This is a genomic window from Myroides sp. LJL116 (assembly GCF_054871685.1).
Window position 1 is genome coordinate 1 of sequence record NZ_JBTXLR010000027.1, and the last position, 14,051, is coordinate 14,051.

A 14,051-nucleotide genomic window follows, 5' to 3' on the forward strand; every position below is an offset into this window, starting at 1 on the left:
GCCCTTGAAAACTTCATCGGAGATAATCTTCTTTGTATCCATAACTGTCTAAATATTAAATATATAAAAAAATCTGCTTAGTTACCCAAGCAGATTTTTATACTTACACAGTTTATGGTACAGTGTCTTATTTACAACCACTCGAAAGATTCGTGTGGCAGTCTAGCGTTTTATAAATAGGGAATATTTTATCACTTATTTTTAAAACAAATTGACTCTATTAACCATTCTAGTTCTTCAAATACAAATTCATTTAATGCACCATGCTCAATCAATGAATCTTTAAATTTGAAGAAACAGACCGCAATCACATCTTCTTGATCATTGATGTGTTTATAGCCAAAATAAAAACTCAGTCTATCTTATAAAGCAACAATGCCCCGCTAGATTAGCAGGGCTTCTGCTCTTTCATTACTTTATACACGCGGACTGGAAATCCACACGATCTAGTTAAAGTCCGAAATTTAATAAACAATACAGGGATTATTTAGTTTTTCAAGTTTTGTATACAAAGTATCCCTTCTTATTATATTTTCTTTATTAATATTCCAATCTCCTTTAACCCGATATAATTTATATATTCTATCAATTCCAGGATCTTCGAGTTTTTTTAAAAAAATTGAGTCATTTGAATATAAAAGTATTTTATACTTATCATAACATAGCATAGCTATAACACTATCATTAAGCATTCCCCATTCTGGTCTATCAGAATATTGAGCATACCTTTCTCCCTTACTTATACCAATTGTATATATTTCACAACGTCCATCTTTATAAAACAAATAAGAAATATCGTTTCGTTGTCCTACCAAACTGTCTGTATAAAAACAATCCCATAATTCTTTTTCTGAATTATTAGTCAAAAAGCTAACAAACTCATCCTTTTTACTTTTAACTGAACAGGAATAACTTATAAATATTAGTTTAATAAATATCCCAAACTTATTTACTTGGATTATCAAGCTTTTCATATTTATATCCATTGCTTCTGTTATTTCCGTTTATAGATGTCTTAAACTTTGCTCCTTTAACAGTTCCCATAAAATTAAGTCTCTGTCTATTAGCCCCTAAATAAGCTGGAGTGAAATTTATAAATTACTACATTACTTTGGACATATGGACTACCTATGTAAAACATTTTAACCTTCAAGGTCAGTAGAAAACCAACTAGTCCATAGGTAATAAGAGGTGAAATAACTGCCTATGGAATTTCAGTTTACAATAGGTCGTCGATTTGCTTTATATCCTCTTGAGATAAATTAGTTTACCGCTTATCACGAATTAACTCTCCCCTTCCTGATTGCTTAATATTTTCTTCTGTTTTTATAATGTTATTTTTAGGGTTTGGAATTTAATTTTTCTAATATCCCATCAGGACAAATACGCTCTTTTTCATTAATGCACTTCATAGCTTTATTTTAGAGTACCTATACTCTTGTTAAAAATAATCACTCAACCACAAATAACTACTTGACATTGAACAACCAAACAATATCCTAGTCTGAGGTAAATTCCAAGATAAAACCCTTTTATTATTCAGTATAACCTCCTACTTTTTAGCAAAATCCCTTTTTCTCAATAAGTAATGATACATGACCTTGGTTTCACTAGCAGTGGAGAAAGCTTGAACAAATTCAAATCCATGAGAAGATAAAAAGTTTAAAGCATCTATCATAGAATTGAACACAATCTTGTTTCCCTTTTCATCAGTTAGAAGGGTTTGCTTCTTGGATCCGAAAAATTTTGTATCCTGTCCAAAATCTAACTCCACGGTAACTTTGTTACTTAGATTTTTACTGGATCCTACTATCTGAATATATTCCATATCTAAGTCTTTTAGTGGAATACCATTTACCGTTTGTGCTTGTCCTTGTGTATATGCCCCTACTATTAGTAGTAGAAATAATAATCCTTTTCTCATAGAACTAGATGTAAAATTAAACGTAAACATAAATATAATTAAAACATTACAGACCACCCTACCTGATTTATCCTCACATGCTATACCAATAATAAATCAATAGGTACCAGCTACTTCATTTTAATAAGTAATAATAGCCATCCGTAGTATAAAAGAAGTAAAAAGCATCCAAAACCTCCTGTATAAACTTTATGTACAAATCTATCTTTAAAACCTGTAATTACATCTTTTAGTATTGTATTAAGTTACTTAATATAACTTATACTTTAGCCTTAGCTGATCAGCTAAAGCTTGTATACCTTCTTTTCTTCTTAATGGTTGCAGCCACTCATTTGGAATACTCTGGTAACCATACAAAATACCAGCAAGCGCTCCAGTAATAGCACCATTTGTATCAGTATCTTTTCCTATGCTCATTACTTGGAGAATGGCCTCTTTATAGCCTTGTGTTGTTAGAATTGTATGTAAGGCAATCTCTAAGCTTCCCACTACAAATCCTCTATTGCTAAACACACTTGGATCCGTTTGTTTAAAGTCCTTAGAGAAGATGCGTTTGAAATACTCATTCTCCCTATAGGTTGCACTTAAATCTGTAATAAGATTTTCATAAGCAAGATGGGCGTCCTTAGTTTCTACAAGATGCTTAGCATACATAAGGTATATATAGTAAGATTAATTGCGTTCTAATTGTATGGACACAAAAAAGCCCTCATATTGGTATCAAACATGAAGCAATTCCTTTAAAGAAGCTACTAGACAGTACTTTATAGTATACAGAAGCTTAAAATTCAACATTAGTAACAATGCCAAAAACTATGCGTTTAAACTTATTTTTAATAATTATTTTACTTTCAAACTTTGCCAGAGCTCAACAAATCCAAAGTTATGACGGTGAGATCTTAATTGACTCTTCAAAAACTTTAAATGCTGTCTTTAAAATGTTTTATGTAAATTCTAATAAAAGCGAATTTTACTTTAATCTAAATAAAAATGCTACGATTGAAAAAATAGAAATAGCTGGGAAATCAATACCTTTTAAAACAGAAAGTGATTCCGACTTTCTTCCCGATTTTAAAAAAATTATTATCAAAAATACTTTTGAAGATGATTTCATTCTTGAGATTAAGTATTCCTACCCCCTTGATCAAATAGAAAACCCAACATTTAAATATAATCCTCATTGGATTGAATTAAGCCTTTATACAGGCTGGTTTCCTATCAATTTAAATGATCAAAACTACTCTTATAAGCTAAGTTTTAAAATTCCAGAAAATTATCAGGTAATTAGTCCTGGAAATATTTCAAAACAAAAGGATAGGACTTTAATTAGCAACCAGGATAACTACATAGATATCCCAGTAATACTCTCTGATAAATTTCAAGTTTTCACCGGTAAAAATAAGACAATAAAATTTTATGGAACTGGCCTTTCACAAGAGCAAATAAACACTATTCAACATACATCTGACAATGTATATAATTTTTATGAAAGTATTTTTGGTCAAAATGATTCTCAAAATCTAATTGTAGCTATAAATTCATTTGAGCATCCAATGTCTTATGCTAGAAAAGGATTTATTTCTTTATCATTAAATAGTGAACTTACACCTAGTGATAAAAAAACACTAGCCCATGAAATCGGACACCTTTGGTGGAACAATGCCTCATTTGGAACTTATGAAGATTGGTTAAATGAATCTTTTGCGGAATTTTCAACAATAAAATGGATGCAAGAAAAATTATCGAAAAATGACTTTGATGACTTTTTAATAGAATATGAATTAGCTTCTCAAGAGTCTTTTAAAGTTTCTCAATTAACTCCAAGTGACCCTAACTGGTATTCTACTGTTTATCTAAAATATCCATATATATTGTATAAACTGGAACAAAAAATAGGAAAAGATAACATGGTAAACTTCTTGAAGTCTACCTATACTCAAAGAATCTCCACAACGCAAGATCTTCTTAAAACACTTTGTATTTATGCAGATCAAAATACTTTGAAACAATTTAAGAAAGAGATTTAATAAAAGTTGCAATAGGGTAAGGAAAAGCCCTTAAGTAGATTTTCTGTAGATCAAGTAGCATAAGATTATCAATACATTATAGATATTCTCCCCATAACTGAGTTTTGTGCGCTTTAACTTCATTCTATACAAATTCTATGTGTTAGCTCCTAAAACCCCCATCTTTTAAAAGTATTTTTTATTTAAATAATCTCTCCGTTCCCAACTGCTTTTAGGACTTCTTCTTAAAGTTGGCAGGACTTCTTAGTTAGTTTAGGTTGGGGGAGTTTAAACACATCCAACCACCGCGTAGAATCCGCACAATTTTTTGTTTGATAAAAATACTATAGCTTTATAAAAACATGAAACCCCAACTTATTACAGCTAGGGTTTGATTTCTTATCTATTTACAACAGGAGTCTTTCTTGTGGTAATTAGGGATTATTATTCCCAAATGGGCTTATATTTTTCAGGATATTTCTGCCTTTTCTCGAAGTAGTATTGAGAAGAGTTTAAGTCCTTTACAAATCTGTCTTTTAATAAAAAAACATGTTTTTGATCTTTTCCAAATAATAAAAGAATAAAATCATCCGTACATAATAATACATCAAATTTATGTCCCTCCCATGTCAAAATACGATCTTCACTAATACTCCAATCTCTAATATCCAATATCAAGTCCCCCTCTCCTTTGTAAACTACCTTTTCACCTTGATCATCAGTTCTAAATCTATCGTATTTATTATTATTATAAAATTGATAATAACTTCCTATAGGACCATAATCACTATCGGAATACTTTACCTAATATTCATCTTTGTCATTAATAAAACAATCCTTAAGTTCTTTTTTATTACAAGCAAAAAAAAAGAAACAGCAAAATAAAACAACTACTCTATTCATCCATTTTATTGTATTTTATACCTAACTTTTGATTATTATAACTTGCTTTGATATTTTAAAGTCCCCTATGAATAGTTTTTAGAATATTTAAACACTCCGCCTGTATTTGATTCATTAAAAAAGTCGATAACATTAATAGTATTGTACTCTCCTGACTTTGACCTATCCGTATTTAAAAGATAATTACCAAAAGAACCTATAGTTCCTGCCTTAAATTCAACAGGGCTATTACTAAAAGTATCATCATTCATTTGATACAAATAGTCAGTAACATGTCTTTTAAGATGACACCTCACTTAATCTTGAAAAAGATAAGCTACAGCCTCTCTAAAAATGCTTTAATATCATGCGAAAAGCTTTCGAATAAAGTATCTATAGTCTCATCCATATTTGCTAATAAAGTACAAGTATCTTCATTTATATTTTTAAAATTTAATAAGGGATTAGCCCACTTCCATCCTAACCAATAATCGTTCTGCGCGTACTCCGAGTTAATTGTTTCTATAATATTAATATAAGGACTGTATTCTGGTTTGTGATTAACAGCATTATTATCAACTTCCCAGATAGTAAAACCGTTATAAATCAAATCATCTATACGTATACCATATCTAATTTGATAGTTTTCTTTTTCCTTTAATAAGATTTCAATACCATAGTACTTATTATCTCTAGAGGTAGAATAGTATCTAGCAACAGCTGCTTGTAAATCACCTACTAAAACCTCATAACCTTCTTGTGTAAACTTAGTAATTAGTTTATTCCAAAAGTCTAATTGTATAGACAGTTCTGCATCTTGAATAGATTGTTTTAGCATGGCTAAATTTAAAACACTTTCTCTTTTGACTAATTCTTTTGTAACTTCTGTTTTCATTAAAGAACTCATATTTTGGTTTGTTAAGTAATTGATAAGATGTAAGTAATGAGAGATACCTTCTCGTAGTAACGGACTTGTAACAGCTTTTTCTCGGCATTTTTCCAACCACGTTTTAATATCAAAGGAATAAGACAATAGACTATAATCTTGTCCAACAGCTAGCTCTTTACCAGTTATAGGATCTGTACAGCTATAACTAACATTTGGCTCTGATCCATTTAGAGTAAGATAAAACAAGCAAAAATGTTTCCTTCTATTTCCATAATTAAAATACCTTATCATTTGATTTTCCTGATCACTGGCATATATTTTATTTTCAATAATGATATGGAAATCATTATTATCCCAAATACAAATATCTAAAAAGCCTCCTTCATTAGCGGTTTTTTTTCCAATATTTCGCTCTACTTTTAGTACTGCCCCTTGTACATTAAAACCTGTAATTCCTAATTGTTCTATAAACAACTTTAAGAAAACAGTACCATAACCATGACTTCCCTTAGGGTCTAATAAATTGGCTAAAAAGGCAGAATGAACTCTTTGCTCGTTGGTAGTTAAGCCAATAATTTTGAATACATTATAATTCTCCCCATTTACATTAGAGATCTCTTTGTATTTAGAAATCAAACTATTTATAGTTTGAATAGATTGTAGGATATTCATATAATTAAATGAACCAGTTAATAAGTACGAATTTAACTTAAAACAATAATGAAAACAATTCTTTTTAGCTCCTCATTATAAGCTACTAGCAGTAATATTTCATGTATAAGTAAGATAATCTAAAATAACTTTATCAAAGGACATATTTTGTCCGCTGCTAAAGTTACATTTGTACAAAGATTTAAAAAACACACCACTATGGCTAGAAAGGAATCTATCAAGAGACACTTTATTATTATTGACTTACTCAGTAAAAGATCGATGAGTTTTGAGCAAATCAAAGAACAATTATTTAGATATGAAGAGTCTTTAGATTATCACTACGATATTAGTCAGAGAACCTTTAGAAGAGATTGTTTAGAAATCGAAGAATTATGGGGTGTACAAATAAAATATAATAATAGAAGCCTGCAATATGAAATAATTGACAATCATCAAGATAGTCATCTAGAAAGATTATTAGAGTCTTATACTATTATGTCTGCCTTACGAAATAAAGATAGGATTGGAAAACATCTCTTTTTAGAAAACAGAAAATCAAGTGGACAAAACTTTTTCAAAGGAATCTTTGATGCAATAGAAAATAACTCAATTATCACCTTTGATCATACAAGCTATTGGAAACAGCCTAGCTTTAGAACATGTGTACCAAAGGCAATAAAAGAGTCTCAAAACAGATTCTATCTACTAGCATATGATCTAGACAAAAAAGACTTTCGAAACTTTGGTTTAGATAGAATTGCCAACCTTACTATTAAGGAAGAAAAAAAACAGACTCCTGCAATAGATGTGGAAAATTATTACCAACATTCCTTTGGTATAGAAACCTATGGTGAACCCACCAAAGTAATTCTAGAATTTGCCAATGAACAAAAAAACTACGTAAAATCTCTACCCTTACATAAATCCCAAAAAATCATCTGTGAAAGCCAGCATACCTTCACAGTGGAGTTATTCATTCATCCAACCAATGACTTTCTATTAGAAATAATGAAAAATGGCCCTAACTGCCAGATTATAGAACCTATTTCTCTTAGAGAAGAAGCCAAACAAAAAGCCTTAGCACTTTATAGGATGTATTATCCAAATGAAAAACATCTTTAAATAAGGAGCCTTTAAAAAAATATAAACAACACCTTTAAAGGAATAAGCATGTTTACAATAATAAGGGTACTAAGTTTATTTAAGCTTTTAATTCTTTCAAAACTATTATTTTAATGATATCACTAGCTCTTACAAATAAAATTAAAGGAGTCTTTTATGGTCAAGCAATTGGAGACGCCCTTGGATTAGGAAGCGAATTTCTAAGTAAAGAAATGGTTGTTACTACTTACCCGCAAGGATTAAGCAGATACAGTCAAATTATTCAAGACAATCATAGAAAGCGCTGGGTAGCGGGTGATTGGACAGACGATACAGATCAGTTTCTTGCTTTATGTGATTCCATTATTCAGTGTAAAGGTGTAGATCCATTAAACTTTGCTCAGCATCTATATGCCTGGTATAAAGGAGTCCCTATGGGAATAGGTTCTAGTACACAAAAAGTACTCTCAATGCCTGGCTTTACTAAAAACCCAATTAAAGCAGCCGAATTAGTTTGGAAAATGAGTAGTATGAAAAATGCCTCTAATGGAGCAATAATGAGAACTTCTATCCTGGGAACTCTATCCTATTCCAATACAGAAACTATTATAAACAATGCTGAAATAATTGCAAGAGTAACTCATGCTGATCCTCGATGTGTTGGGTCTTGCGTAATAGTATGTTATCTCATTGGGAAACTTTTACAAGAAAATGACATCATACACATAGATAAGCTAAAAGAATTAGGAAATAGGTACTCCTTAAGCATTGGAGAATATATTGATAAGGCATACTATGGTAATTTAGAAGATTTAAACCTAGATGACCCGCATTCCATGGGATATACACTAAAAACCATGGCATGTGCACTCTGGGCCTATTACCATGGAAAGGATTTCGAAACCCCTTTACTTCAAATAATTAACCAAGGAGGTGATGCAGATACTAATGCCTGCGTAAGTGGAGCTATCTTAGGAGCAAAATTTGGTTTTGATACCATCCCTAATGGATTAGTAGAAGGATTAGTAAACAAAGAGGTATTAGAGAAAAAGCTTAATGACTACTTAAAAGCCATATATTAGTTTCAACTTTATAAAAACAAAACTATGATTTACAGTAAATTAAAAAATTTAATTAATAATAATCCACAAAACCTATATATTGGAAAAGGTAATCCAGATAGTTCTATTCTATTTATAGGAAAAGAAGCTGCAATTAATCAAATTACCAATAAGGAGGCGTATTTAAGAGAAGTAAAAAATAACAATGACCAATGGATTAAAAATATAAGTGATCAAATTACTCAAGAAGATGTTGCAAACTGGTCTCCAAATTATTTAGAAGAAGATTATAATCCTTTGTATCCATATAAAGGGCAACTCAATAAGATAGAATCCAGAAATAAACAAAGAGATATTATAAGAGGCGAAGGAGGAAGTAGCTCTACTTGGTGTAAGTATCAAAAAATAATTGATAGTATATTTAATTGCAACAAAAAAAGTGATTATATCAACTTTCACGAAAAGGCCTTTATTACAGAGTTTAGTGATGAGTCAGCTCAATATAGTAAGGATACTAATAAAAAGAATAGACAACAAAGTCTCACTCAAAGACAAGAATTTTTGAGAGATGATTTTTATCAAAGCTTTCCAGTTGTTATTATTGCTGCAGGCCATTATGTAAGAGATCATAAGATAAATATTGAGAAAATATTTAATGTAAAATATCAAAAGATGATTTCCATTGGAAAAACTAACTATATTAATATCCATTTCGACGACCTTGAAAACCCTAAAAAATTAGTAATCCATACAAATCAGTTAAGTATGGGAGTATCACGAGATCTGATTGAGGAATTAGCAAAACAAATTACGCAATTTATGTCTCATTAATCTGACTAGATTCTTTCTCAAAAAGATACTTAAAAATATGGCACATAGCAGTATTTTCTACTACTTTTATATCAAAACAAAGCCTTGATTCAAATCTTTTAAAAAGGATTATAATCAAGGCTTTTAGTCTTTTATTACATCCCCTTTTATAACCTATACTTTAGCCTTAGCTGATCAGCTAAAGCTAGTATACCTTCTTTTCTTTTTAATGGTTTTAGCCACTCATTTGGAATACTCTGGTAACCATACAAAATACCAGCAAGTGCCCCAGTAATAGCACCATTAGTATCGGTATCTTTTCCTATACTCATTACTTGAAGAATGGCATCTTTATAGCTTTGTGTTGTTAGAATCGTATGTAAGGAAATCTCTAAGCTTCCCACTACAAAACCTCTATTGCTAAACACACTTGGATCCGTTTGTTTAAAGTCCTTAGAGAAGATGCGTTTGAAATACTCATTCTCTCTATAGGTTGCACTTAAATCTGTAATAAGATTTTCATAAGCAAGATGGGCGTCCTTAGACACTACGAGATGCTTAGCATACATAAGGTATATATAGCAGCAGTCCACCGCTATCTTATGAGCATGAGTTAAACTACTAAACTGGCTTATATACTTATATGGATCTATTATGCTAGAATCATATAAGAGTGGTAGAACAAGAGGCGAAATGCGCATTAGAGAGCCATTTCCATTGTCGTTCTCATTGCTCATTCCACAGTTTTGCCAATTGCTTCCATAGGCGAAGTTTTCAATTGCAAATAAAGTGGTTCTACCAATATCAAAAGTATCTCCATCCGCAGTCCAATACCCTTCTTTCATCCAATCTTTAAAACGATCTAAAAGATCATCTAAGTTAGATTCACCATTAGCTAAATATTCTGCTGTACATAAAGTAAGAGAGGAATCATCACTAAAGGTTCCAACAGGTTTATACCAAGAGCCAAAACCTATTAACCGATTGGGCTCGTTTTGATAATTACTCGCAACAGAGTCTATATCTATTTCATTTGGGAACTTAAATTCAATTGGAAGACCTAATGCGTCAGCTACAGCTACGCCAAAAAGGATATCTTGGGCTAGATTGGACATTTACACAGATATTTTAAAAATTAGTGCATAAAACTAAAACAAGAATATCGCAACCCAAAGTTGAAAGAAAGACTTTCTTTCTTTTTTTACATTTTTCTGTAATTCACAATAAAATCAAAACTTTTGATTACTCTTTGAAATAGAATAAAAAAATATTCAACGGCTAGAAAGTATTTACATCCGCAGAGCCTGATAAGTATATACAAGAATTGTCCCCTGTAACAAGAGGTCTAAATTTAGAGCTTAATATTGAACATATTTACGCTACTAACCTTTCCTTTTAAAACACATTTATAAAAGAGGACGTAGATAATCAACCTAAATACTTCAAAATCAAGTTTAATATGATCTTTATAAGTATATAAGTCGACCTAAATCGAAAGATTAAAATGGATTTTAATTAGCTTTCGTTTATATATAAATGTAGAATGTGATTTATTCTAGTTATCAGTAAAAGCTCCTACTCATAACTACGCAATAAAGGTTGTGTACTACAGCGAAACGAACCGCCAAAACTTCGGGTGATTTCAAAATCTACATACTCTACCTTTACACCATAGGATTCTATTCGATCTCCTATGTGTTTAAATACAGGGTCAGTGACATAGACCTCTGGGGAGATAGGTAATCCATTAGTTGCTAAATTTCCTGCCTCTTCTAAAGTAACCTCAATTGCATCCCAATCTTGTAGTATACTAGGTATACCATCTAAAAATGCTTCTTTACAAATTACCATTAAGCTTGGTCTTACTAAACCCAAAGCGCAATCTAAATGCAAAATATCTTTATGAAGTCGTACCTTTTCTAAGGTGTATCCAAAAGGACTCATTAATTTAGAAAGCCATTTAAAACCTCTATCATTTGAGGCTAATCCAGAGCTTCCCACAAGTATATGTTTCCCTAATACCAGTACATCTCCACCTTCTATAAATGGACCATTACCTAAAGTGAGATCTTCTTGATCTGCTACTTGAGGAAAAGGGGCAGCTACATACATACAATCTGCTTTTTCTACGTTTTCCCATAATAAATCACGTAGCGGCCATATCTCATGTCTTCGATGTAAAAAACGCATACTACCCTCAATTACACAATTCCCAATTACAAAGAAAGGGTCTCTAGTAAAGAAATTAGCATATCCATCTTTTGGGTCGAACTTCTTTTCTGCCTCGGTTAACCTACGAGCTTCTATCACTTCTACTCCATGGCCTTGAAGAACCTTTTTAAAATTACTACGTTCTAATTCCCACTTACGCTGAGCAATAGGATGTGCCTCTTTGAAGTCTTTTCCTCTGTGGATAAATGAATCCTCTATACTTGATTCATCTAAAAAGCGAAGATCCTCCTGTCTTACCTCTAAAGAATATCCAAATTCACTAGCTGCGAGAACTACCTTTTTCAAAGGTGCAAACTCATTTTCTACAAATATTCTATCTGTTGACATCATAACATTAAAGATTGCTTTTTGAAAATTACTACCGACTATCTTATTAGTACAATTCTACACTTATTAATAGAAAAAATAAGACTCACTGACTTAAAAACTGTCTTTAGCCATTAATTCTTTAACAACGATACTATCGGCCGCAGCCCAGTCTAAACAAAGTAAATCCTCTCTATTTAACCATCTATAGCTTAGATGTTCATTTAAAGTAAACTCTAGCGTATCTACCTTACATATATAGCAATGCATCAATAGATTAAAGTCACTATAGGGATACTCTACTGTAGTAAAAAGAGAACAAGGCGTAATTTCCCAAGATAACTCTTCTTTAATCTCACGAATGAGAGCCTGCGTGTTGGTTTCACCTTCTTCTACCTTTCCACCTGGAAATTCAAATTTGAAACTAGCATACTCTTTATCACTGTATTTCCTCTGGGCGCAAAAGATCTGATTATTATATAGGATAATAGCTGCTACTACTTCAATAGTTTTCATTTGTTTGTTTCTTTAAAAGCAAATTTACGTTAGACGCCCTATAAAGCACCTAACCTTTCCATTAGTTTATTTAAAATATAAATTGATATTACCTTTCTTCTTAGCTTTAATAGTACCGTCACCAACCAAATTTCTCAATAGGCTAGATACACGACTACTAGTCATTTCTTTATCAATTAAATTCTCTCTTAATAAAGCAGTACGGACCTCGCCCGATCTTCGTGGTTCGTTAAAGTATCCCTTCTTAACTAATTTACGAATATGCCCAGTAATTTGCATACTCTTCAACATTTCCTCGGTTAAAGGATTTTTAGGAACTAAAGGAATATTAAAGTCTGTTAAAGTAGCTAGTGGATAGCCTACTGCTTTAGCATATTCTACATAAAAGTCAACATTTGAGGCTTCTCCATTTTCAACTTTTATAACTGTTGACTCAGCAAAACCACACATATAAGAAATATTTGATTTAGAATAACCTTTTTCTTCTCTTTTTACCCTTAAAATTTCTCCAATTCTCTTTTTATATGACATATTCTCATACCTACTATTGGATACAAATATTTTACATATAAAATATTTGTATCTTAAATTAATATTCGTATCTTTGTTATAACAAAAGCGATATTTCAACCCTATAAAGGTTGTTAACGATGTTTTTTCTTGTTTCGAAAGTCCTACACGCCGACAAGGAGACCATTGGTATCGCTCCGTGCATTAAAGTTTCGTACTTTTGTATTGCATGCGAGCGGTATTCATATAGTTCTCTGTTGGCAAATCATTTATTTTAAATGAAGGTCGTAGGACACCTCGAAATAGAGTTATGAGCCGCTCCATGTTTTATACTAGGGTTTATTCATATAAAAAACATCGTTCATAATCTATGTGAGCGATTTTTTATTTTATAGACATTTCATCAAAAGTGCTTTTTTGTAAAAAGGACCTTTTCTGAAAACTTCTAGCAATAAAAAAGCTCCTTAGTAAGTATTACAAGGATTAATAGTCTACGATGTATTTCGTTTTATTGTAATACAGCTTTGCTCAAAACACAAGTGTTTTAAGTAAGAAGATTATAATTTTTGATTCGCACTCTAAAAGTATAGCCTTTCTTGCATTTTTCCAAAAGGAAAATGCCAATACATAAGTAATTGAGAAAGTATGAAAATTGGGGTAGCTAAGTAAATTACTTAGCTACCTAGAGAAAAAACAAGAGTGTAAGCCAGACAGTATTTCGTTATAAGCCTGCACTTTAAAATATTTGCCTAGTAGGTTTTATTGCTTCTCTCCCCGATGAGCAATTACTAGGAAAAGACGTAGTATCTTTTTAGAACACTACTGTCCTATTATATTCACTATGAAGAAAGTCTTTTTTGACGTCTACTTCTTTATAGTCTGTGATCATTAACCGTCCAAAATGAGGCTATTTGCAGTTTTACTGCTGTAGTAAATGAGCTATTGCATCCTTGCTTGAATGGAGTTTCCACCTCAGCATGGAATATATAGCTATACCTCAACTTTGGTCTTAATCACAACAAACGTCCACCGGATTTACTTCGGAAATTTCAATTATTATTTTACAACAAACTTATTTAATCAATTTAACCAACCATTACATCTATGATGAAAACATCTGTTGGTAGGTAAGAGTTATCCCTATTGATTCATTCAATATA

The 14,051-nt window shown here is 31.4% G+C and carries 14 protein-coding genes; 4 read left to right on the forward strand and 10 right to left on the reverse strand.

What is annotated here, in order from left to right; translation table 11 throughout:
- Nucleotides 1–464 precede the first annotated feature (464 nt).
- The 3 genes from ACYSNM_RS13145 to ACYSNM_RS13155 form a co-directional block, all read right to left on the reverse strand.
- Nucleotides 465–974 (reverse strand): hypothetical protein, encoded by a 510-nt coding sequence (locus ACYSNM_RS13145; protein ID WP_461757334.1) that lies wholly within the window; start codon nt 972–974, stop codon nt 465–467.
- Nucleotides 975–1,552: 578 nt separating this feature from the next.
- Complete coding sequence (locus ACYSNM_RS13150; RefSeq protein ID WP_461757335.1) at nt 1,553–1,924, reverse strand: hypothetical protein; 372 nt, start codon at nt 1,922–1,924, stop codon at nt 1,553–1,555.
- A gap of 249 nt (nt 1,925–2,173) precedes the next feature.
- Nucleotides 2,174–2,578, reverse strand: a complete 405-nt coding sequence (locus tag ACYSNM_RS13155; protein WP_461757336.1) for an ADP-ribosylglycohydrolase family protein — start codon at nt 2,576–2,578, stop codon at nt 2,174–2,176.
- A gap of 161 nt (nt 2,579–2,739) precedes the next feature.
- Between ACYSNM_RS13155 and ACYSNM_RS13160 the strand changes: the two genes are divergently transcribed.
- Entirely contained in the window at nt 2,740–3,951 is a 1,212-nt protein-coding gene (locus ACYSNM_RS13160; protein WP_461757337.1) for a gluzincin family metallopeptidase, read from the forward strand.
- Nucleotides 3,952–4,374: 423 nt separating this feature from the next.
- Here the strand turns inward: ACYSNM_RS13160 and ACYSNM_RS13165 are convergent, their stop codons facing one another.
- The 3 genes from ACYSNM_RS13165 to ACYSNM_RS13175 form a co-directional block, all read right to left on the reverse strand.
- On the reverse strand, nt 4,375–4,608 hold the full coding sequence (locus ACYSNM_RS13165) for a hypothetical protein (RefSeq protein ID WP_461757338.1): 234 nt from the start codon (nt 4,606–4,608) through the stop codon (nt 4,375–4,377).
- A 290-nt stretch (nt 4,609–4,898) separates the two neighbouring features.
- Nucleotides 4,899–5,084 (reverse strand): hypothetical protein, encoded by a 186-nt coding sequence (locus ACYSNM_RS13170; RefSeq protein WP_461757339.1) that lies wholly within the window; start codon nt 5,082–5,084, stop codon nt 4,899–4,901.
- Between the two features lie 65 nt (nt 5,085–5,149).
- Complete coding sequence (locus ACYSNM_RS13175; RefSeq protein WP_461757340.1) at nt 5,150–6,373, reverse strand: PDDEXK-like family protein; 1,224 nt, start codon at nt 6,371–6,373, stop codon at nt 5,150–5,152.
- 198 nt (nt 6,374–6,571) lie between these two features.
- Here ACYSNM_RS13175 and ACYSNM_RS13180 point away from each other — a divergent pair, with 198 nt between their 5' ends.
- From ACYSNM_RS13180 to ACYSNM_RS13190, 3 genes are all read left to right on the forward strand, one after another.
- Nucleotides 6,572–7,477 (forward strand): helix-turn-helix transcriptional regulator, encoded by a 906-nt coding sequence (locus ACYSNM_RS13180; RefSeq protein WP_461757341.1) that lies wholly within the window; start codon nt 6,572–6,574, stop codon nt 7,475–7,477.
- Nucleotides 7,478–7,590: 113 nt separating this feature from the next.
- On the forward strand, nt 7,591–8,538 hold the full coding sequence (locus ACYSNM_RS13185) for an ADP-ribosylglycohydrolase family protein (protein WP_461757342.1): 948 nt from the start codon (nt 7,591–7,593) through the stop codon (nt 8,536–8,538).
- Between the two features lie 24 nt (nt 8,539–8,562).
- Nucleotides 8,563–9,348 carry a hypothetical protein gene (locus tag ACYSNM_RS13190; protein WP_461757343.1) on the forward strand — a complete coding sequence of 262 codons (786 nt, stop codon included), beginning with the start codon at nt 8,563–8,565 and terminating at the stop codon, nt 9,346–9,348.
- 146 nt (nt 9,349–9,494) lie between these two features.
- Here ACYSNM_RS13190 and ACYSNM_RS13195 read toward each other — a convergent pair whose 3' ends face one another.
- From ACYSNM_RS13195 to ACYSNM_RS13210, 4 genes are all read right to left on the reverse strand, one after another.
- Complete coding sequence (locus tag ACYSNM_RS13195; protein ID WP_461757344.1) at nt 9,495–10,442, reverse strand: ADP-ribosylglycohydrolase family protein; 948 nt, start codon at nt 10,440–10,442, stop codon at nt 9,495–9,497.
- A gap of 460 nt (nt 10,443–10,902) precedes the next feature.
- Nucleotides 10,903–11,889, reverse strand: a complete 987-nt coding sequence (locus tag ACYSNM_RS13200; protein ID WP_461757345.1) for a dimethylarginine dimethylaminohydrolase family protein — start codon at nt 11,887–11,889, stop codon at nt 10,903–10,905.
- Nucleotides 11,890–11,979: 90 nt separating this feature from the next.
- Nucleotides 11,980–12,381 carry a (deoxy)nucleoside triphosphate pyrophosphohydrolase gene (locus tag ACYSNM_RS13205; protein ID WP_461757346.1) on the reverse strand — a complete coding sequence of 134 codons (402 nt, stop codon included), beginning with the start codon at nt 12,379–12,381 and terminating at the stop codon, nt 11,980–11,982.
- A 66-nt stretch (nt 12,382–12,447) separates the two neighbouring features.
- On the reverse strand, nt 12,448–12,912 hold the full coding sequence (locus tag ACYSNM_RS13210) for a helix-turn-helix domain-containing protein (RefSeq protein WP_461757347.1): 465 nt from the start codon (nt 12,910–12,912) through the stop codon (nt 12,448–12,450).
- Nucleotides 12,913–14,051: the final 1,139 nt, after the last annotated feature.

Bases quoted from the DNA above. Each gene is read 5' to 3' on its own strand.
- ACYSNM_RS13145 (WP_461757334.1), bottom strand. From the start codon at position 974: ATGAAAAGCTTGATAATCCAAGTAAATAAGTTTGGGATATTTATTAAA.
- ACYSNM_RS13150 (WP_461757335.1), bottom strand. From the start codon at position 1,924: ATGAGAAAAGGATTATTATTTCTACTACTAATAGTAGGGGCATATACA.
- ACYSNM_RS13155 (WP_461757336.1), bottom strand. From the start codon at position 2,578: ATGTATGCTAAGCATCTTGTAGAAACTAAGGACGCCCATCTTGCTTAT.
- ACYSNM_RS13160 (WP_461757337.1), top strand. From the start codon at position 2,740: ATGCGTTTAAACTTATTTTTAATAATTATTTTACTTTCAAACTTTGCC.
- ACYSNM_RS13170 (WP_461757339.1), bottom strand. From the start codon at position 5,084: ATGAATGATGATACTTTTAGTAATAGCCCTGTTGAATTTAAGGCAGGA.
- ACYSNM_RS13175 (WP_461757340.1), bottom strand. From the start codon at position 6,373: ATGAATATCCTACAATCTATTCAAACTATAAATAGTTTGATTTCTAAA.
- ACYSNM_RS13180 (WP_461757341.1), top strand. From the start codon at position 6,572: ATGGCTAGAAAGGAATCTATCAAGAGACACTTTATTATTATTGACTTA.
- ACYSNM_RS13185 (WP_461757342.1), top strand. From the start codon at position 7,591: ATGATATCACTAGCTCTTACAAATAAAATTAAAGGAGTCTTTTATGGT.
- ACYSNM_RS13190 (WP_461757343.1), top strand. From the start codon at position 8,563: ATGATTTACAGTAAATTAAAAAATTTAATTAATAATAATCCACAAAAC.
- ACYSNM_RS13195 (WP_461757344.1), bottom strand. From the start codon at position 10,442: ATGTCCAATCTAGCCCAAGATATCCTTTTTGGCGTAGCTGTAGCTGAC.
- ACYSNM_RS13200 (WP_461757345.1), bottom strand. From the start codon at position 11,889: ATGATGTCAACAGATAGAATATTTGTAGAAAATGAGTTTGCACCTTTG.
- ACYSNM_RS13205 (WP_461757346.1), bottom strand. From the start codon at position 12,381: ATGAAAACTATTGAAGTAGTAGCAGCTATTATCCTATATAATAATCAG.
- ACYSNM_RS13210 (WP_461757347.1), bottom strand. From the start codon at position 12,912: ATGTCATATAAAAAGAGAATTGGAGAAATTTTAAGGGTAAAAAGAGAA.